Source organism: Bradyrhizobium sp. 154 (assembly GCF_023073875.1).
Lineage (GTDB): Bacteria > Pseudomonadota > Alphaproteobacteria > Rhizobiales > Xanthobacteraceae > Bradyrhizobium.
The window spans coordinates 1-20,229 of the sequence record NZ_JADPKG010000026.1 but is presented as its reverse complement, the minus strand read 5'-3'; the positions used below and the strand labels follow the sequence as shown (position 1 = coordinate 20,229).

Below are 20,229 nucleotides of genomic sequence, written 5' to 3'. Positions count from 1 at the left end.
CATTTCAACGATGCCGTGGCCCGTGTGGGTTGTCCTGATCGCCGGATCGACCGGCGCTGCATTTAAGTGCTGTTCGCCCTTCCAACCGTTAAGTCACACCGGCATGTCCGGCGTGATCTCGTTTTACGCCATGAGAGCGGCGGGTTCCTTGTAGCGTTCGTTCCTCGCCATTATCGCCCAGGCTATCCTGGCGAGTTTGTTGGCGAGCGCGATGGCGGCGACCTTGGTTGCTCGCCGGGCCAGCAATGCGGAGAGCCAGGGTCGATGCCCCGTTCCATGGATGTTGGCATAGCGTATCACGGCGAGTGCGCCTGCCGTGAACAGGCTGCGCAAATAGCGATCGCCCTGCTTGCTGATACTGCCAAGCTTGTCCTTGCCTCCGCTCGAGTTCTGCTTCAGCACGAGTCCAACCCAGGCCGAGAAGTCCCGACCTGATCGGAAGGCCTTGGCATCAGCAACGCTCGCGACCAGCGCCGTTGCCAGCGCCGGACCGACACCAGGAATCGCGTCCAGCCGTTTGCTCGTCGCGCTTGATCTGTGCCAGGCGATGATGCGTCTGTCGAACTCCAGGAGTTTGGCCTTCAGTGCCCGCAACTGACTGCCGAGAGCCTCAAGACACGCGCGGGCCACCTCCGGGAGCCGGCGGTCAGCTGTATCGGCGACGACTTCCAGCAGTTGCTCGACACCTCGGCGACCGACCGGGGCGACAATCCCGAACTCGGCAAGATAGGCCGGATTGAATTGATGACGGCAGTCTGCTGGCGGATAAAGAGACGGCGCGCGCGATGAAGCATCAGACAGCTCTGTTGCTCGACCGTCTTGGTCGGCACGAACCGCATGTTGGGTCTCGTGACCGCCTCGCAAATGGCCTCTGCGTCCGTGGTGTCGTTCTTCTGCCGCTTGACGTAGGGCCTCACATAGGCCGGAGGCATCAACCGCACCGTATGCCCCAACGCCTGCAGTTCGCGGGACCAATAGTGGGATGACGCGCAAGCCTCGATCCCCACCAGGCATGGCGGCAACTTCTCAAAAAACGACAGCATGATCCGGCGCCTGAGTTGGCGCCGGATCACCACCTGGCCGGCTGCATCGACGCCATGCACTTGAAGACCGACTTCGAGATATCCAGACCGATCGTCGAAATTGACTGCATAGGCTGCTCCTCCGAATCGTAGGAGCCTCAAACGGCGCCCAATCCTTGGCACTCTCGTGCCCGTGGAGGAGCCGTCCACAGCATCAAAAGCGGACGTCATAATCAAGGAATGGGACTTGGCTACTTACTTACGGCTGTTAAATCTGTGGCCTGATTGCCCGACTTCTCCTCTTGTTTCATGGCGCGAGCGCGCGCGTTCGGATTGCGGCGTTCCCATCCCGAGTGCAGGCTATAACGCACGTTGGTGGGGCTAGAGTCCCGATTACCGAACGACGTAAATCGAAAGACATAAAGCCAACGCTGAATTGCAGGCGCCTGTTTCTGGCGAGAGTATTGCGGGGCTGAACGCGCGAGAGCAGTTCGCTTCCAAGCAAAGCAAGGAGAACATCATGCAAGACAGACGCACGCGGAGAGAACTCAGTGAGAAAGAACTAGAGCAGGTCTGTGGTGGAAAATTAACAACTGCGAACCCGGGCGGGCAGCCCCACGGTGCATCGCAGATGACCACTACTTCAGGGAATGGTAATGCCCCTCCGGGCCAAAATAAAGACCTGCCCCCGGGACTCCAGTAGTCGGCGGGATCGAACGCCGATCAAGAATTCGTCCAATACAGATCCAAGGAGAATGTCATGGATACTCCGTTGAAAAAGATGGACGATTTGAGAGAGATCGCCGAAACCGAGTTGGATTTTGTCCACGGTGGCGCACCGCCGGCCCAGGGAAGCGGCAAGAATGAAGGTGACCACAAGGTAGACGTCTTCGCAGGGAATCCGCACGACCGCCCCGGCGCGAACGCCAAGTAAACACCGTAGTTTTGATCGCGAGGGTAGCCAAGGAGATCGCCGACTTCCAGTTCGACGGCACGCCGATCAACCAGACGCTCGTCAATGATCTCGCCGGCGGCGGCTTCATCGCACGGCAGCGCAACGTCGTTCTGGTCGGCGGCACCGGCACCGGTAAAACCCACCTGGCCATCGCCATCGCCAGAAGCTGCATCCGATCTGGTGCCCGAGGCCGCTTCTACAACGTCGTCGATCTCGTCAATCGCGTTGAGAGCGAAACCCGCAACGGAAGGCAAGGACGGCTCGCCGAGCATCTGGCCCGGATCGACTTCATCGTGCTGGATGAACTCGGTTATTTGCCCTTCTCTCAGTCCGGGGGCCAGCTTCTCTTCCAGCTCGTCAGCCGGCTCTATGAGCGCGCCTCCGTCATCGTGACCACCAATCTCGCCTTCGGCGAATGGCCGAGTGTGTTCGGCGATGCCAAGATGACCACCGCGCTGCTCGACCGATTGACCTATCACTGCGACATTGTCGAGACCGGCAACGATAGCTGGCGGTTCAAGAGCCGAGACGACGTTTGTCGAGCAGCAGAATGGTGCGGTCGTCCGCCGCCTCATGGGCTATGGCCGGTTCGATGGCGTCGAGACGGCGCGTATGATGGGCCGCCTCTATGCGGCGGCACGGGCTCTATGTCAACTTCTTCCAGCCGTCGTTCAAGCTGAAGGAGAAGCGTAGCGAAGGGGCTAAAGTGATCAAGCGGTATCATCTCCCATCGACGCCCTACGACCGTGCATTGGCGCATCCCAGGGTGACCGCAGCCGTGAAGAAACGGCTCCGCGATCAGTATCGCTCGCTTGATCTGGTCGCACTGTTGGCGGAGATTCGCGCAACCCAAGAGGAGCTAGCAATCGCGTCGATCATCGTGCCGGACAGGCGCGCGGCCTGCAACCCGCTCACACTAGCGCCCTGACAGCGACCGCGGCGACGTTCGCGAAGCCGCTCGGCAAGACGGTGACGGTCGGCGAGCCGCGTGGAACGCACTGGCGAACTCGTCGGCCCTATAAGACCAGAGGTCGCATGCCGTCCAAGCTCGACCCGCATCTTGCTGCGATCGAAGCCTGGCTCGCAGAGCAGCCGCAGCTCACGGCGCTCGCAATTGTCGGCCGGCTGAGCGAGAAATACCCCGAGGAGTTCGGAAAGAGACAGCATTCGATTGTGCAACATCTGCTGAGGGTGCTCAGACGGACGGCTGCCGAACGGTTGGTCGCCCAAGGCCCGCTCGGCGACGCCATGACCGCTGCCCCATTGCCCGGGGTTGTGGACGGCTCGGGCTATGTAGGGCCCGGCCCGCCTACAGCCCCTCTCGTCGAGCAAGCCGGGAAACCATCTGGCGCGGCCGATCAATCGACATCCGACCGTCATCGGCAATGGTGCCATTAGGGTAACATTCGCGGATGCGGCAATACGAGGCGCCAAATTTGCAAGCCGATTGACACGCTTGAGGATGTAATTCCCCTGCATCGTGTGGCCTCGGCGGTGGCGCACCCCGCGTCGATCTTCGCAAACCTGTTCGCAACGAGCGAGCAAGTTCATCGCCTTCACCGCGAATGTCACTGCCCCTCGCCGTGGAAGTCCTTCAACCTTTTGAAGGCATTCTCGATGTGCCTCCGAAGCTTATAACCGTGCTTTGAGAAGCGAACGGCCGTGAAGTTGAGCGGCCCCTTCTACAGCTCTCGCGTCCAAGCTGCTGTTTGCTATCAGAGATGCGTCGCTTCGTTTGACTGCGGCCCTTGCTTGGACAGAGTGCGGGACCAGCAAGTTTGGCGCGACGGGCGGTGAGTTGGCGTTTTCGCTAAGCTCGTTGCTAATGCCCCAAATGGCGGCTTGCGTCCGATTGTGCACGCCGATTTTGCGAAGGATCGCCTTTACATGAACCTTAACCGTCGATTCCGCGATGTCGATCTTCCGTGCGATGCATTTATTCGAATCGCCTTCGATGACGCAGCGCAAAATCGATTTTTGCCGCGGAGAAAGCTGTTGTGCACTGCGTTCATCTGGCGTGACTGTCAGGTCCTTGCGCGCGGTTGCGCGATCATTGTGTCCGCCCTTGAGATCGAGGGATAAGGGCAGGAATGCCGGAGGAAACACTGTTTCGCCCATGATCACGAGTTCGATCGATCTGGTGAATACGTCACGGCTCATGACGTCAACGAAATACCCATTAGCACCGGCCTGAAATGTTGCAGCCACTTCATCTGGCCGGTATCGATCGGCAACCACAACTACGCGCCCATCTGGGTGACCGCGTCTGAGAGGCTCGATTTGCTCGCGGACAATCTGGAAATCGTCGCCGGTATGTACAAGGACAAACAACTTTTGGCCCTGTTCGAATTTCCTTACGTACAATCGATCAGCACATGTCACTGAACTCACAGTGCCAAAATCCGCAGAGCGTAGGAATTCAGTAAGAGCGTCTTTTCGTAAGCTGTTTCCTCCAATGACTATGGTCGTTAGAGAGCGTTTCCTCCTGATAGATCTCCTGCTCATAATTGATCTCCTGCAGGCAATTCAAATGTCGCAAACGACAGGATGCCGGTCGGTGGCAGTTATTGGTATATTTATATTCCAGGCGGGCTGGCTGAACCTGCATCTCGCGAATCGGAGGCTCCTTTGCCTACGATAGACAAGCGCCATTACCGGCAAGATACCGATGAAACGGGAAATCGCCGCAGCTTAGGCCCGCAGCACTGCGCTCATGTGACGTAGCGCGACTACATAGTAGGCCGAGCACGCGCTCTGTATATGCAGCCGCTATTGCAGAGGCAGTCGCATAGAAACCATGTGAGAGTCTGTATTGCTCAATACACTTTACCACTTTATTTCGCGCTGAACCAAAGTGGAACCGAAATCGGCGGCAAGCTCCCGGGCGCACCTGTTCGAAATACGAGGATTGGGCGGGCGTGCAGTTCACAATCAATTAGCTCTCTACGGCAGGACGCTCTTACGCGGCCCAATCGACTTCTTGAACGATGTTAGGATCGCTGATCGTTATGGAGTAGTCCAAAGGATGTACTTGCACGGATGCGCTCGCTGCTCAAAGCTTGTGCAAGCCGACCGGCCGAGGTATTTGCCATCGGATCTTTCGGCGGCGAATGCCAATACTGATATTCGTTTTCCAAGGATAGACTTACGATGATAAGGCAGCTGGCTAAGAATAGAGTGCTTGCCGCCATGTCGCCAGCCGAGATTGAGCTTCTCAAACCGGAGGAAGCCGAGTTCTCGCGCGGTGATGTCCTGTTCGACTGGCATAGTCGGGTGGACCGGATTTACTTTCCTCATACAGCGCTTGTATCGCTTTTGACCCACCTGAAAGAGGGCGGGACGATTGAAACGGGTACAATCGGTTGTGAAGGGATCGTTGGGTCGTTTGCGATTCATGGCGACGGCATTGCTCTGACGCGGTCGATTGTGCAGATTCCGGGACGTTGTTCCGTGGTCAAACTCAATCGGATGAAGAAGGCGGTTTCCGAAAGCGAAGGAATCCGTATGCTCGTCGGTCGCTTTCAACAGGCCTTCGCCGCACACGTTCTGCAGCAAGTTGCGTGTAATGCAGCCCATGATGTGCTCTCGCGATGCGCGCGCTGGATCCTTATGGGCCTTGACCGAACTGAGGGTGACGTTGTCCATCTCACGCACGAATTCTTGGGAGAAATGCTTGGTACGGTACGACCGACCGTGTCGTTGGCTCTCAAGAAGCTTCAAAACGATGGGCTCATCGAGACGTCCTACGGGAGGATCCGAGTGCTGGATCGTTCGGGGCTCGAGAATGCGAGTTGCGAGTGCTACGGGGTCATCCGAGCGACATATCGGAGACTGCTACCCCTGACGTATGCGTGAGGCCATCGCGACGGAGTTGCGAGCGAGCGCTAACACTGACTCAGCGCCGCGAGAGCATCCCTAAGCAGCTCCGAACAAACTTGCCACCCGGTTCGCCGGGTCTCGGCAGCACGCGCGCCGATTTTATACGTCGCTGGACCATAATCTGATCCTGCGGCCGTGAATTTTATGTATCTACGCAGCTGGGCTCGCGAAGCCTTGGCGGTAACACGGTCAGGGCTTGACGTAAGTCCAGCCCTGCTCCTCCCGCTCCATAATGCGTACCACGCCGGAGTTGACGACTTGAGCCTGTGGAATGAGCTGTATCTCCTTGTTCTCATGCTTGCGCATGTTCTCCCGCGTGTTGCCGCACGCTTTGAACATCACATCCGGCGTGCTCAACGACATCGTTTCAATTCGGTCCTTCACCGGCGAGGTATCGGTGCGGAGCATGTGCAAGCCGGGCCCGAAGGTGATCACTTCGATCTTAACCTTCTCGCCCATGTCTTTATAATGTTGCACAACGTTTGTAGCGTTGTTCAGGGTCAGATTCATCGCCGCCGCATCGTTACTATTCACCTGCAAGATGAGGCGATGTTCTTTGTTCTTAGCCGTCGATCGATTCTCTGAGCTCGATAAGCGGCGCACGTCATTTTTCGTCGCAACCACCGCTTTTTGTTTTCGCAGAAGGGGCTCCGGCGCCCGGTCGCCAGGTCGCGCAGCTTCCTGCGCCGTAGACAAAGATACCGCCACAAGAAGCATCGCCAGGCTTGTTGTTCCATTTAGCGCAATTTGCGGTAACATAACCACCTCCCATTAGCTTTCCTTGTGCCAATATTAGCTGTTCGGCTTTGCGATGGCGGCAGGCCATTTGCATGCCGTGGCAATCTTGGTGCGCACCGCCTCAAGTCCGACCAAGGAGAACGTTCCATGTTGAGAGGCCCCCAGGCGGGAAGCAATGTACACGACCAGTTCGCCATCGTTTGGGAGCGACTGAAATAAGGCCCTCGGATCGGCCTTGAACGCAATACCGGTCCCGAATGCAGGAGTGGCCGCAGCGATTTGGACGGGCTGGCCACCCTTGGTGCTGTAGGAGACGACGTAATCCTCAGCCCGCCCGGAGATCGCGGGGCCGGAGACAGCGAGTTCGCTCCGTTCACCCCGGCAACGCATGGTCAGCTGCAGCGGTGAGCCGCCTGCGACCTCGCGCGACGAGGTCGTCGCGGTGGCGATGGGCGTGTAATCCACAGGCGAAATCGTCTGACTGACGACCCACTCGCTTACCGCCACTGTGGGCCCGGCCGGCGGCCCGATGCTTCGCGCGAGCTTGTCCAGACATTCCACCCGCTCCTCGCGCTGCATCAGACTACAGGTACGAAGTTGCGCCAGCGGATTCTCGGCGCTCTGCGCGGGTGCCACTCCTGTAACGAAAGCGAGCGCGGAAGCCGCGGTAAAGATCGCGCGATTCATTTCGATGCCTGCGTAGCGCGAGAATGGTTATCCAGCCACACCTGCGCCGCTGGAAAGCGGGTAAGCCCGGGCACCGTCGCACCTAGATTGATCGATTTCCATTTTCGATCAAATCCGGGCTCCTGCAGTCTGTCGACGCGGGAGAACAGATGATCGACAAAGCGAGCGACACGCTCATAGCGATACGTGTTATTTCGCCAATTGTAGGCGACCAACGCAGTCGGCACGGCGATCGTGTCGACGTGTTCGCCTTCTTTAATAAGGCCGGGATAATCGGATGCTTCGAGAGATGCAGGAAGATAGTAATCTTCCAGCCTGCTTTCGTACGGTACCGGCAGGAACTTGAATCCAGGGTCCCAGCGTCCACGCACGAAGGGCTCGACCGGCTTGGACGTGATGAACACGACCGCAGCAATATCACCCTTGCGCATTTGTTCCAACGCGACCTGATGCGGAATGAAGGTCTGTTGCACGTCAAGTCCGAGACGGCTGAAGATCAGCGGCCCAGAATAGGCTGCGGCAGTACCTTGATTGTTGAAATTTACCTTCTTCCCGACCAGGTCTGTCAGACTGTGAATCTCCGGCCGAACGAAAATATGCAGTTCGGAGGGAAAGAGATTCAGCACGTAGGCGAGGCGATGCTGAATGTCCGGCACTTGCCTCTTGTACTCGTCGAGCACGTCGGCATTGATGATGGCCGCATCGATGCCATGCAAATAGAGCAGTGAGTTGACGTTTTCGGCGGCTCCTCGCGTCACGATAGGCAATACATGAAGATTGTCGCCGTCGTCAGCAACACGAGCGATCTCTGCAGCAAGACGGATAGGCGCGCCCTCGAGGAGGCCTCCGGCAAGGCCGACGGTCCAGGCATTCATCGTCACTCTCGGTTCCGGACGAGTGGGTGTCTGCGCTGACGCAGCAGTGTCCATCTTGGCACCTTTCGTTCGCGCATCCAGGCCGGAGGGCTGCAGCAGGAACAAAGGAGCGAGAGCAGCGAGCAATAATTGTGGTCGAAAGAACTTTAGCATGTGGTACTCCTTTTCGTGAGAGAATGACCAGCGCCGCAGCTCCTCTACCGAAGCGCTTCCAATCGCTGTTTCGCTTGCGTGTTGCCGACCGCCTCCGCCCTTGCGTAAAGCTCTCGCGCCTTTGACACGTCCCCAAGGGTGCCAACTGTTGACCATTTGGGAAGAACGTGGGGGTCGTAGGTCTCCGCTAGTGCGAAGGCTGCCTGTGCGTTTCCTATTTCAGCCGCGCGCTCAAGCACAATCCGAGCGGCGCCTATATCGCCCTGCTCAAGCAACATCCTCGCGCGTGCGACCAATCTTCCCGCGGCCGCGCCCTCATCGGCGCTGTGGGGCCGCTCGTTTCCGACACGTGCTGACTTGATCTGGTCTGCTTCGAGGGGTTTTGCCCTGTCAGCCTCAAGCTCATTACTAGCGCTTGGAATCGGCCGCGCGCTGGCGACCACTGCGGCTGTAAGCGCGTGGTTGTTCCTGCGCTCGGACGCAGGATCGACTTGCTTCACGCTTGCTTGTTCTTGTTGCAGCGACTTGTGCGGCTCCGTAGTCTCCGTTTCCGCCACTTTCTTTAGCTGCTCAACTTGCCCGCTCTCATTGCGAGCTCGGGAGTCGTATTCATCTCTCGCGGCGTGCGCCGCCTGGAACTCTTTCGCCAGCGCCTCCGCCTTGTCATGCTCCTGCTGTAGCGATCGCTTCAACTGCGTCGCATCACTCTCTGCAGCCTGCTTCAGTCGGCTGGTTTCGTCCTGTGCCTTAGTTAGCAAGGCCGTTTGCGTCTCGACGTCGCGCTTGGCCGATGCCAGCTCCTGTTCGAGCCGCGAGGCTCGTTCGCGTTCCTGCTGCAGGGATGCTCGCAACTCGGCTGCGCCATTGTCCGCTGCCCTCTTCTTGAGGTCTTCCAATTGCTCATCGATTTTACGTGCCTGCGCCTCGTAGGCATATGTCTGGGTGCGCGCTGTTGAAAGCTCCTTCGCCAGCGCCTCCGCCTTGTCATGCTCCTGCTGGAGCGATTGCTTCAACTGCGCCGCGTCACTCTCTGCATGCTTCAGTCGGCTGGTTTCGTCCTGAGCCTTAGTTACCAAGGCCGTTTGCGTCTCGACGTCGCGCTTGGCCGATGTCAGCTCCTGTTCGAGCCACGAGGCTCGTTCGCGTTCCTGCTGCAGGGATGTTCGCAACTCGGCTGCGCCATTGTCCGCTGCCCTCTTCTTGAGGTCCTCCAATTGCTCATCGGTTTTACGTGCCTGCGCCTCGTAGGCATATGTCTGGGTGCGCGCGGTTGAAAGCTCCTTCGCCAGCGCCTCCGCCTTGTCATGCTCCTGCTGGAGCGATTGCTTCAACTGCGCCGCGTCACTCTCTGCATGCTTCAGTCGGCTGGTTTCGTCCTGAGCCTTAGTTACCAACGCCGTTTGCGTCTCGAGGGCGAGCTTGGCCGATGCCAGATCCTGTTCGAGCCGCGAGGCTCGTTCGCGTTCCTGCTGCAGGGATGCTCGCAACCCGGCTGCGCCACTGTCCGATACCCTCTTCTTGAGGTCTTGCAGTTGCTCATCGGTTTTACGGGCCTGCGCCTCGTATGCGTATGTCCGCGTGCGCGCGGTTGAAAGCTCTTTTGCCAGCGCCTCCGCTTTGTCATGCTCCTGCTGTAGCGATCGCTTCACCTGCGTCGCATCACTCTCTGCAGCGTGCCTTAATCGGCTGGTTTCCTCGTTTGCCTTAGTTGCCAAGGCCGCTTGCGTCTCGACATCGCGCTTGGCAGATGCCAAATCCTGTTCGAGCTGCGACGCTCGTTCGCGTTCCTGCTGCAGCAACTTTCGCAACTCGGCCGCGCCACTGTCCGTGACGTGCGGTGGCGCCGCGCTCTCTTCTCTCTTGGCTGCTAGTGCTGTTTGGGCCTCACTTTCGCGCAGATTTCCGGTGAACTCCTGGTCCAGCGAATCAGCCCGCTGATGCTTCGGCTCGAGAGGCTGCAGCAATCCAAGAGCGCGCGTTCCAACGGTGAGTTCGCAGGACCGTCTCTCCGCCGAGCGGCGTTCCGGAGATTGTCCTATATCGCCGACGGCCGCTTGCGAAATATGCATTACTTTTTCGCTGCTGGCCCGACTGGAGAGATAAGAGTCCTTTGCGGTGACCAACTCAGGCGGCAGGAGCTCTGCTCCGTGGTGTTCTTCCGGCGCCTGTCGCGAGATTGGATTGTTTGCCGCCGCTTGCATAAGCCGGGTCGAAGCGTTGCCGACATTGGACGATCGCGAACCGGCGGAGGCGGGCCCTTGTACCTGCGGGGACTCCGAAGACGCGCGCGTTTCCGCCCCTGATGTGGCCGCCAGGACGCTTACAGCAATGAGGACCACCGCTCGCCCATGAGGGAAAACCTGGCGCGCCGGCGGTTGTGCAAGAAGAATATGTGACTCGGCGGAGTCACGCGATGCTGCGCAAGCGTTTGCGTCTTTAAGAAGATCATTCTGCTCTTTTTCCGGAGCATACCTAATCAACTTCCGCATGGCGAACCGCCCCAACTGCGATGCCCAACGATACTCTTCGCAGCTTTGCGCCGCCATTCCTCGCATGGAGGAGGGGCAGCACCTTTTCTGTTCCTCGGATGGCCGACCCTTGTCTATCCTTTTGGGTTAGGGTCGTGCACGATAGACCGTTGAGGCGGGATGCATCCGTTGGCGATTGAAGGTGATGTGCTCATGGTTCGGGATGGCTCAGGGCAGGACCTACTCCATCACACACATCATCCGGAGATCGCGAGCGATCCGCTCAAAAGTCCTAACGGCGAAACGATCGTCGGCAATGCGACACCAGGTTACAGAAGGTGCCTAGTCGTTGCGTCGCCCCAACGGGAGCTCCGCTTCTGCGAACGAAAGGCCTTGCTTCGCTGGAATGCGCAATAGGTACCTTGTTGCGCCCACTTAGACCATGTTGGCCGCTCTTCTCGGCGTCCCTCAAGCGTTGCGGCCATACAGCGAGGAAGCCGCTCGAATGCGATATCGACTACAGCCTGTCGTTCGTCGATCAGCTCGTTTCGTCTACCTCGTCAGGATGTTATCAAAACACAACATTGGTTCGACACTCCGTTCTTCGACGTCAGCCGCGTTAGCACAGTCCTCTGCGACCGGGACTTCAGCCAACCCAGTACAATCAAGCGCGATACCCTGATTTCCAACGAGAGCCAATTGCGTCCTGTTTGCTGCACCAAATTTCCTCATCAATTGGCCTACGTATACCTTCACAGTTGCTTCCGTCATCCCGAGCTCCCGCGCGATCATCTTGTTAGAGTCTCCGAGGCGGACACGCTCAAGCACCTCTCCTTCTCGTCCCGTCAGCTTGCTTTTCCTCCTGCGCCCATTCTGATCGGATTTCAGTGCGGAGCCAGCGCTGCAGTAGTGTGATCGCGGTCTCTCTTCCTGTGATTGGTTTTGCGCTGATTGCCGCTGAAGCTGACGAATAGCGGCTTGTGGATAATACGAACCACCATGTAGGATAAATGATAATGCCTCGCATGCGAGATTGGCGTCTATACCGGTAGGGACAAAGCCTGTTATCTCAGCGGCGACTGCGGCAGCGATCTCTTGAGGATCATCTCTATCCGAGATAATGATTAAGGGTACATCACCTGATTGCCCACGCAGCATCATAAATGTTTGCAAGTTTCCAGGCTCAGCGACGGAGTCGCCGCCCACGTTGACAATCAGCATCCGAATGTCTGTTTGTGCGTGAAGTGCTTCGCAGGCCTGATCGACATCGAAAGATGTCAACCTCAGATCTTCCGAGTTTGCCCAATGCTGAAAGAAGCTTATCAAGCTCGCGCGTCGCAGGCTTTTTGAGTCTATAATCGCAACTAGCGGTTTCCCGTGAGGGATAGACATTCCGCAACTCATGCGTCTGCGCCCCACACACTTACATTGCGATTTGTAATTCAGATAACTCAGTTGGCCCGAGTCCCGCAATCCCCTTCAAAATGGGTAGAGTCCATCACCTCAGAGGGGGATGGGATATGAAGCCCCATCAGACATGAAGCTCCCATCAATAGAATGGTGAACGCGGCCGCGAGGCGAGACGCGCCCTAGATCACGTATCAGGGGAGCCAGATCAGGTATGAGGCCAGCGAACGGCGGGCGCGTTCAGGTCGATGCGCATCGGAGCCATCGATCGCACGATGCGGCGCAGCGCGGCGGCCAGCGTCCAATTGCTCGGAGGGTCATCATCCGAACGCGCATCGCAACAGAAGGAAAATGGTTTTAAGTCAAAGGTCGTATCGCCGTTCTCGGGGCAACGGTCGTACACGACGATATTGCCCATTGGACGATTCAAATGTCGTACGCTTCATGCAGCGTTGCGCAACACTGAAATCTACGTACAATTTTGTGTCGCAAGAAGACTGCCGACACGGGCAATCTATTGCGTCAGACCGACTGAAACAGGAGGCTGCAATGACCATGACTAGCAACAATGGAATGCGTGAGTTGGCCGACAAGGAACTGGATGCAGTGTGTGGCGGGGGCGGCTTCAGAACGGGAGACATTTGGGCCTTCCAGAAAAACGTTGCTGTGGTGAACAAGAGCAAGGACGTCTTGATCTACCAGTCCAACAACAACAATACTGGTATTCAAGTCGGGTAAGTGATTGCCCGCTCGTCCCGATCGAACTTGCGGAGGAGCGGGCTCTTCAACAGGAGAATCCCAATGGCTTATAAGCGCGCGCTTTATGAGTTGGACGAGCGCGACATTGACATGGTCTCTGCGGGTCAGAGCATCCACATCGCGATCGTTGTGAGATCGTCAGATCGAACCATCACCCAAACTGGCGGGAGCCAACTCGACGTAATAACGAATAACAGGACCATCATTGACGCTATGTCGATCGGCAAGCCCAGTAGGTAGTGGGTTTCAGTTCACCAACATAGCCTCTGATGGACGGAGACGTGTCCCGAGGTACATAGCAATTGGGTTCTGGAGCCGTGTCATCGCAGCTTCTGTTATTTCGCCAGGAAGCAGTTGAGTTCCAACACGACCATCGGCAGTGGGGCCGGGTCGCGTTGCTCCAGACGAGATCGACGAAGGTTATAAGCTGGCTGATTGCGGCGGTAGTCGCACTTACGGCCGCATTCCTATTTCTCGGACAATATGCTCGAAAGGAGACCGTGGCGGGCTACCTGACGCCGGTCGCCGGCACGGCGAAGATTTTCGCCTCCAAGTCGGGAACAATCAAAGAGGTCCATGTCAAAGAGGGTCAGGAGGTCAAAAGAGGGCAGAGGCTTTTAACCATCGAAACTACTCAGATTGCGGCAAATGGGCAGGACGTGAACGATGTGATGCTCGGCACACTCGGGGCGGAGCAAGTATCACTAAGAAATCAAATCTGTGCGGAACAGGACCGCATTAACTCCGAGGAAGCGCGCCTATCAGCCAAAATTGCAAGTCTCGAAACTGAAGTATCGCGGTTCGACGCTCAGATAGAGAACCAGCGCGAACAAATTCGGTTGTCCAGCGAACTCGTTTCGTCTGTAACGAGCCTGGCGGCCAGAGGGATAGTCTCAGACGTGGAATATAAAAAGCGGGAAATCGCCGCGCTCGAGCAGAAGCAGAAGCTCGACTCCTTGAAGCAGCAGGCAGCCGCTCGGCAGAATGAGCTTACCGAAGCCCGTTCTTCCCTCGAACAGCTGCCGACTATCACGGAAGGAAAGATCCAGAACCTGCGCAGCGCACTTGCCACGACAGAACAGCGCATAGCCGAAATTAGTGGACGCCGGGCGTACGAGGTGCGAGCGCCAGCGGCGGGACGCATCTCAATTCTGCAAGCGACTGTTGGTCAATTCGCAGATCCGCAAAGACCGCAAATGCAGATCGTCCCTGACCACAGTGAGCTGCAAGCAAACCTGTTTGTTCCGGCCAAGGCCATAGGCTTTGTTCAGCCGGGGCAGGACGTCAGAATACTATACGAGCCGTTCCCCTATCAGCAGTTCGGTACATATCGCGGCCGCGTAAGTGAAGTCTCACAGACGATGTTGACGCGCGCTGAGACCTCCGCACCCATTGAGCTCAAGGAGCCTGCCTACAGGGTCACGGCGAGACTCGATCGCCCAGACATTGACGCGTATGGCAAGCGTATACGGCTTCAGGCCGACATGCTTTTGAAAGCAGACATCATTCTTGAAAGACGATCTCTGATCAGATGGTTGCTCGATCCATTGCTCAGCGTCAGAATGTCAATCTCAGGATGCAATCATGGTGCATGTACTAAACCGTAGGCATCACCTACCGGTAATCCGACAAACAGAAGCAGCGGAATGCGGTCTCGCGTGCATTGCTATGATAAGTTCATATCATGGCCACCAAATTGATCTGAACACGTTGCGGCGACGCTATCCCGTCTCGCTAAAGGGTGTGACGCTAAGAGCCGTAATTCAGGTGGCCTGCCAGATGCAACTAGCTAGTCGTCCTCTGCGCTATGAGCTTGATAAGATCAGGGACCTGCACCTGCCCGCGATCGTGCACTGGGACATGAACCATTTCGTAGTCCTGAAGTCGACCACGAGGCGAGGTATTGTGGTGCATGACCCGGCTTTGGGAGAGAGGTTCTTTCCGACTGTCGAAGCCTCCAAGCATCTGACCGGCGTTGCTCTTGAGCTATCCCCAACCGAGGCATTTCTTCCTAAAGACGAGCGAGCGTGCCTTCCATTTTCAACCTTCTGGAGCCAGCTGCGCGGTAACGCACATGCACTGGCTCAGGTTTTGGTGCTTTCAATAGTTCTTGAAGCATTTGTGATTGCAAGCCCTTTCTACCTTCAGCTCAGTGTCGATGAGGTCAGCGCCAGGGGCGATGCCGATCTGATGACGGTCCTGGCTCTTGGATTTGCTCTCCTAACTGCCATCAAAGTTGTTTCCACTATTATCCGCTCCTCGATCATTCTAGTTGTCCAGAACGCGTTGCACTTCCAAATCGGCGCTCGTCTGTTTCACCACCTGATCAGATTACCGATCGCCTATTTCGAAAAGCGGCACATCGGCGATGTCCTCTCGCGTTTCACGTCCATTGAGCCAATTCGCACGGCACTCGCAGAAGGCGTGATAACTGCCGCCATTGATGGCGTAATGGCGGTTGCAACGCTGGCAATGATTTTTGTCTATAGCACTCAACTCGCGGTCGTCGTTCTTGTTACATTTGCAAGTTATGCGGCAGTGCGTCTAAGTCTCTATCGCGTGCTGCGAGAGCGCAACTTAGCCGTGATAGAAGCCAAGGCTCATGAAAACTCGACGTTCATCGAGACCCTGCGCGCGATCCAAAGCCTGAAGATTTTCAATCGTGAGACAGACCGCGAGACCCAGTGGCTTAACCGTTATGCGGATGTAGTAAGCGCCAATGTTCGGCTGGGTCACATCAGAATAACTTTCACAGGTATCAACGACACGCTGTTTGGACTTGAGAACATTCTCAGCATTTACCTCGCCGTCCAACTGGCTCTAGGCAATCACTTGACGATCGGCATGATCTTCGCCTTCATTAGCTATAAACAGCAGTTTATCGAGAAGGCCGTTCAGTTCGTCGAAAAGGTTCTTGATTTCCGAATTATCGAACTGCATCTGGAGCGCTTGGCTGATATTGCCCTAAACCCCCTTGAGCGGGGCCATGATCGGCCGTTGGCCTATACCCCGCGCGTTCAGGGCCGGATCGAATTGCGAAAGGTCTCTTTTCGATATGCTGAAACGGATCCTTTTGTACTTGAAGACATCAGCTTTATCATTGAACCAGGGGAATTTATCACGATTATGGGTCCTTCAGGCGGAGGCAAGACGACCCTAGTCAAGGTCATGCTCGGGTTGCTGGAACCGACAGGCGGGGAAGTGCTGATCGACAATGTTCCTCTCTCGACGATTGGTGGAAGAGCCTATCGTGAGCACGTCGCCGCAGTGATGCAGGAGGATCAACTACTCTCAGGCTCTATTGCCGATAATATTTGCTTTTTTGACGCCACTTTCGACGAAGAGCGGATGATTCAATGCGCGCAGCTGGCGGGTATACACGAAGAAATCATGGCGATGGCGATGACCTACAACAGTCTAATCGGAGACATGGGTAGCTCATTATCAGGTGGACAAAAACAACGACTAATGCTCGCGCGGGCGCTTTATCGACAGCCTAGCATTCTGTTTCTGGACGAGGGCACGGCCCATTTGGACGTGGATAACGAAAAGCGTATCAACGAGAGCCTTAAAAGCTTGCAAATGACTCGGATAAATGTGGCGCACCGGCCGGAGACAAGCAGCGGAGCAGATCGAATTCTGCGAATTGCAAGGATGTTGACGAGCGATCTGAGGCGCGGTGAGCACTGCCAACCGGATGAAGCCGTCATCCCTAACTTCCTAAAGCTAGAAAAGCAGGAGCGTAGCGCTCCAGGTTAGGCCCAGACCCGCTTACGATTACTCTCGTTGTTCTGCGGCGGCATTGATGACCAGGCAGCGGATCCTGGGCAATTACGTTACTGCCCGAATGCCTCGATGAGTTCCACGGGAGCAATCCTGTTCCCGTGTAACAGCCGATGAGAGGTAAGCCCCCCGGTGGAAGGCCGCCTTGCCGGATCGTGCTCAAGCGTGAGATGCTTTGCTCATTAATTTGCAAACAAATGAGCAAAGTGACGACGGTAACGGTTCTGTCCCGTCCAGAGCGGCAATGGACCTAAGCTTCGGATCGTTCAGGAGAACTTGTGCGGCATCGATCATGAAGGGGACGGTACTCGCGTTGCACCAAACGTGCCCTTTTCTCATCCGCTGGAAACGCCCGGTTTCAACTAGGACATTGGCAACCACATATGACCCGCGTCGGGTCAAAAGGGCCGCCTTACTTCCGTTTTGGGTCTTGGTTGTGTGCAAACGGATAGGTCGGCACGCGGCCGTGGTCGCCCATCATTGCGGGCAGCCGATGTTGTCGCGTCGGATCGTCCAATGGCGGCCAAAGTGGGTATCACGACGCGGTATTGCGCTTTTGGACGCACTTTCCGGCCTTCAGGAGGTACGCATCCGGCGTAGGCCGCAGGCTGTTTGGATCATTCCCGTTGCCAGCGCGTGAGCAGCTTGGGGTTCTCTTTGTAGAACCTGACGAGCTCGATCAGGTTTTCGATGCCAAAGTCGGTGAACGCCTGAACACCATCTTCGCCGACGCCATAGACCCAGATCAGGCCGTCCTCGATCTCCATTTCGATGGCAATGTCGCGCAGCCAGTCTTCGTCTTCACCGAGGTCCTTTGCGACCTGGGTGATGGTGGTGACGTGATGAACCTTGTTGACGTGCGTGGTCATGCCGCTCGAGCGGAGAACGCTGATGCCGGCGTCCAATTCCAGGGCAGAAGCTCGTCCAGCCGGTGAGCTGGGTGGGCGGCGATGCGGGCAAGGATATCCGTGAGCCAGGCCTGTGGATCGACGCCATTCATTTTGGCCGTGATGATCAAGCTATACATGGAAGCCGCGCGCCGTCCGCCGCGATCAGAGCCGCAGAACAACCAGGATTTTCGTCCAAGGGCGATGCCTCGCAAGCCTCTTTCGGCGGCATTGTTCGAGAGACAGACTCGGCCGTCCTCCAGGAACCGCGTGAAGCTCGCCCACCGCTTCAGGATGTAGTTGAACGCCTTGGCCAGATCGTGCCCACGGGACAGCTTAGCGAACTGCTCCCGCATATAGACCTGCAGGTCCTCGACCAGAGGCCGGCTCAGCGTCTGTCGCATCTCCAGACGCTCTTCGGGGCTCCTGCCATTGATGGAGCGCTCGATTTCGAACAACGCATCGATCCGCCGCACGACTTCGACCGCGATGGGCGAGAGCGGGATCTCCTTCTTGCCGGTGGCCTTGCGACGCGCATTCTCTTCGATATCGGCCATGGCGAAGAATGGGCGCCGCGCATGGACCCAACACGCCGCTTCCCGGATCGGTCCAGGGTGGCGTCCCGCTAGATAGAGCTGGTTGTACCCATCATAGGCGTCGGCCTGCAGGATGCCGGCATACCCCGCCAGATGCGCCTGAGGATGCTCGCCCCTGCGGTCGCGGGAGTAGTAGAACATCGCCGCCGGCGGCCCGGCGCCGCCAAACGGCCGATCGTCCCGGACGTAGATCCAGCACCGTGCCGTATCGGTCTTGCCCTTGGCCAGCACCGGCACCGTCGTATCATCGGCATGCAGGCGCTCGGCCGCCATCACATGGGCTTCGACCAGGCGCAGCAGGGGATCCAGCGACGCCCTGACCGATCCTACGGCGTCCGCCATGGTCGACAGCGCGATCGGCACGCCTTCCAGGGCGTAGCGCTCAGCCTGGCGGTTTAAGGGCTGATGTTGGCCGAACTTCTCGAACATGATCATGGCCAACAGGCTCGGGCCGGCCCATCCCCGTGCGACGGCATGGAATGGCGCCGGGGCCTGGCTGATCTTCTCGCAGTCGCGGCAGGAGAACTTCTCCCGCACGGTCTCGATCACCTTCCACTGGCGCGGTACCACTTCCAGTGTCCTCGTCACGTCCTCGCCGAGCTTGCGCAAACGATTGCCGCCACAGCACTCGCAAGCCGTCGGCGGCTCGATCACCACTCGTTCGCGCGGTAAATGCTCAGGGAACGTCTGGCGTTCGCCGCGCTTACGCGTAAATCCGCGCACCGTCATCGCCTTGGCCACAGCGCGCTCTGCCGCCAGTTCGTCTTCAGTGGCGTCACTTTGCAACTCTTCGAACGTCAAGGCCAACTGCTCGACCAGGCGCGACGAACGCTCCGACCGCTGGCCGTAGATCTGATGCTTTAGCTTGGCAATTTGCAGCTTCTGCTGGGCAATCAGCGCTTCGTCCTCAGACGCTTTCGCACGGGCGACCGCAAGTTCAGCTGCGATCTCCAAACTCTTCGCGCGCTCGGCTGCCAGCGCCGCTTGCAGGGCGGCAATGTCATCCGGAACAGCGTCGCGCTCAGCATCCATGCCACACAGTGAATCACAGATTGGAAGCGTTGGGACTCCCCAAAAATGCAAAATCTGCTGGATTTTGTGTTCAACCAGCGCTTCTCGGTCGCCAGCTCAGTTGTGGATTCCGCCAGTCGATCCCTTCCAACATATAGGCCATCTGCGCCGCTGAGATCGATACCGCGCCGTCCGACGCCGAAGGCCAAATAAACTTGCCTCGGTCCAGGCGCTTGGCATAGAGCGACATACCCAACCCATCATGCCAAAGAATCTTGACCAGATCGCCGCTGCGGCCCCGGAAGATGTAGAGATCGCCGGCATGGGGATCGCGCTTCAGGCTCTCCTGAACCGTAAGAGCCAGGCTTCGCATGCCGCGACGCATATCGGTGTGGCCGGTTGCGATCCAGACTCTGACGCCGTTCGGAATCGGAATCATCGTCGTCGCAACAGCTCAAGAACCTGCTGCAGCGCCTCAACGTCCACGTCACGGTCAACGCGAACACGACAACCGCTCCCGAGATCAATCTCGATGATTCCCGCCCTTGCACGCTGCGCAGGCGGTGAAGACGCCAGTTGTGGTGCGCCGCTCGAGATCGGAGCCGCTACAGGTGTGATCTCGACGGGAATAAGAGCAGGCGCAGCATCTCCGCCCAGTCGCCCCTGGCGCGCTTGTCGACGCCAGGTGAACAGCAGGCTATGAGCCACCCCGTGCCGGCGTGCCACTCCGCAGACCGTCTCGCCGGGCTGCAAGGTCTCTTCGACAAGGCGGACCTTCTCGTCGTAACTCCATCGCCGCCGACGCTCGGCGCCCAACACATTGACCTGCATTCCCGACGTGACCTTAAAGCTAGACTTAAGGTCAAATCCTCAGGCAGCCTCGCAAACTACACAAGGCGGTCGCCGCCGGCTTTCAATTACCCACAAATTCTCCTCCGACCATGACACCTAGCGCTATGTCGGTGAGGCGTGACAGCCCGCGCCACATGACGGTATTGCCGGGTGGCGG

The 20,229-nt window shown here is 57.5% G+C and carries 16 protein-coding genes and 2 pseudogenes; 6 read left to right on the top strand and 12 right to left on the bottom strand.

Annotated features, from left to right (window positions below; all coding sequences use genetic code 11):
- Positions 1–123: 123 nt before the first annotated feature.
- Positions 124–1,153 (bottom strand): annotated as a pseudogene (locus tag IVA92_RS04565) (IS110 family transposase).
- A 629-nt stretch (positions 1,154–1,782) separates the two neighbouring features.
- Here IVA92_RS04565 and IVA92_RS04560 point away from each other — a divergent pair.
- The 3 genes and pseudogenes from IVA92_RS04560 (at position 1,783) to IVA92_RS04550 (ending at position 3,375) form a co-directional block, all read left to right on the top strand.
- Entirely contained in the window at positions 1,783–1,956 is a 174-nt protein-coding gene (locus tag IVA92_RS04560) for a hypothetical protein (RefSeq protein ID WP_247278627.1), read from the top strand.
- 23 nt (positions 1,957–1,979) lie between these two features.
- Positions 1,980–2,657 (top strand): annotated as a pseudogene (gene istB, locus IVA92_RS04555) (IS21-like element helper ATPase IstB); the annotation flags it as partial.
- A gap of 355 nt (positions 2,658–3,012) precedes the next feature.
- The gene (locus tag IVA92_RS04550) at positions 3,013–3,375 is read left to right on the top strand and encodes a hypothetical protein (RefSeq protein ID WP_247278626.1); all 363 of its coding nucleotides are present in this window, start codon (positions 3,013–3,015) and stop codon (positions 3,373–3,375) included.
- A 234-nt stretch (positions 3,376–3,609) separates the two neighbouring features.
- Here IVA92_RS04550 and IVA92_RS04545 read toward each other — a convergent pair whose 3' ends face one another.
- The 8 genes from IVA92_RS04545 to IVA92_RS04510 form a co-directional block, all read right to left on the bottom strand.
- Positions 3,610–4,308: a response regulator transcription factor gene (locus IVA92_RS04545; RefSeq protein ID WP_247278625.1), complete on the bottom strand. Its 699-nt coding sequence runs from the start codon at positions 4,306–4,308 to the stop codon at positions 3,610–3,612.
- Positions 4,309–4,983: 675 nt separating this feature from the next.
- Entirely contained in the window at positions 4,984–5,622 is a 639-nt protein-coding gene (locus IVA92_RS04540; protein ID WP_247278624.1) for a hypothetical protein, read from the bottom strand.
- A gap of 423 nt (positions 5,623–6,045) precedes the next feature.
- Complete coding sequence (locus IVA92_RS04535; RefSeq protein WP_247278623.1) at positions 6,046–6,615, bottom strand: hypothetical protein; 570 nt, start codon at positions 6,613–6,615, stop codon at positions 6,046–6,048.
- Between the two features lie 33 nt (positions 6,616–6,648).
- Positions 6,649–7,281 (bottom strand): hypothetical protein, encoded by a 633-nt coding sequence (locus IVA92_RS04530; RefSeq protein WP_247278622.1) that lies wholly within the window; start codon positions 7,279–7,281, stop codon positions 6,649–6,651.
- Positions 7,278–8,309: a TAXI family TRAP transporter solute-binding subunit gene (locus IVA92_RS04525; protein ID WP_247278621.1), complete on the bottom strand. Its 1,032-nt coding sequence runs from the start codon at positions 8,307–8,309 to the stop codon at positions 7,278–7,280. Before IVA92_RS04525 ends, IVA92_RS04530 begins: the two co-directional genes overlap by 4 nt.
- A gap of 44 nt (positions 8,310–8,353) precedes the next feature.
- The gene (locus IVA92_RS04520; protein WP_247278620.1) at positions 8,354–10,798 is read right to left on the bottom strand and encodes a hypothetical protein; all 2,445 of its coding nucleotides are present in this window, start codon (positions 10,796–10,798) and stop codon (positions 8,354–8,356) included.
- Positions 10,799–11,329: 531 nt separating this feature from the next.
- The gene (locus IVA92_RS04515) at positions 11,330–12,058 is read right to left on the bottom strand and encodes a response regulator transcription factor (RefSeq protein WP_247278619.1); all 729 of its coding nucleotides are present in this window, start codon (positions 12,056–12,058) and stop codon (positions 11,330–11,332) included.
- A 334-nt stretch (positions 12,059–12,392) separates the two neighbouring features.
- Entirely contained in the window at positions 12,393–12,602 is a 210-nt protein-coding gene (locus IVA92_RS04510) for a hypothetical protein (protein WP_247278618.1), read from the bottom strand.
- Between the two features lie 131 nt (positions 12,603–12,733).
- On the opposite strand from IVA92_RS04510, the gene IVA92_RS04505 reads away from it, so the two are divergent.
- The 3 genes from IVA92_RS04505 to IVA92_RS04495 all read left to right on the top strand — a co-directional run bounded on the left by IVA92_RS04505 (position 12,734) and on the right by IVA92_RS04495 (position 16,702).
- Entirely contained in the window at positions 12,734–12,922 is a 189-nt protein-coding gene (locus tag IVA92_RS04505; RefSeq protein WP_247278617.1) for a hypothetical protein, read from the top strand.
- 521 nt (positions 12,923–13,443) lie between these two features.
- Complete coding sequence (locus IVA92_RS04500; RefSeq protein WP_247278616.1) at positions 13,444–14,550, top strand: HlyD family efflux transporter periplasmic adaptor subunit; 1,107 nt, start codon at positions 13,444–13,446, stop codon at positions 14,548–14,550.
- Positions 14,528–16,702 carry a peptidase domain-containing ABC transporter gene (locus tag IVA92_RS04495; protein WP_247278615.1) on the top strand — a complete coding sequence of 725 codons (2,175 nt, stop codon included), beginning with the start codon at positions 14,528–14,530 and terminating at the stop codon, positions 16,700–16,702. Before IVA92_RS04500 ends, IVA92_RS04495 begins: the two co-directional genes overlap by 23 nt.
- 641 nt (positions 16,703–17,343) lie before the next feature.
- Here IVA92_RS04495 and IVA92_RS04490 read toward each other — a convergent pair.
- The 3 genes from IVA92_RS04490 to tnpB form a co-directional block, all read right to left on the bottom strand.
- Positions 17,344–17,595: a hypothetical protein gene (locus tag IVA92_RS04490; protein WP_041751139.1), complete on the bottom strand. Its 252-nt coding sequence runs from the start codon at positions 17,593–17,595 to the stop codon at positions 17,344–17,346.
- Positions 17,592–19,241: an IS66 family transposase gene (locus tag IVA92_RS04485; protein WP_247278614.1), complete on the bottom strand. Its 1,650-nt coding sequence runs from the start codon at positions 19,239–19,241 to the stop codon at positions 17,592–17,594. Before IVA92_RS04485 ends, IVA92_RS04490 begins: the two co-directional genes overlap by 4 nt.
- Before the next feature lie 70 nt (positions 19,242–19,311).
- A complete protein-coding gene (gene tnpB / locus IVA92_RS04480; RefSeq protein ID WP_247278613.1) occupies positions 19,312–19,659 on the bottom strand; it encodes an IS66 family insertion sequence element accessory protein TnpB in 348 nt (115 codons plus the stop codon).
- Between the last annotated feature and the right edge of the window lie 570 nt (positions 19,660–20,229).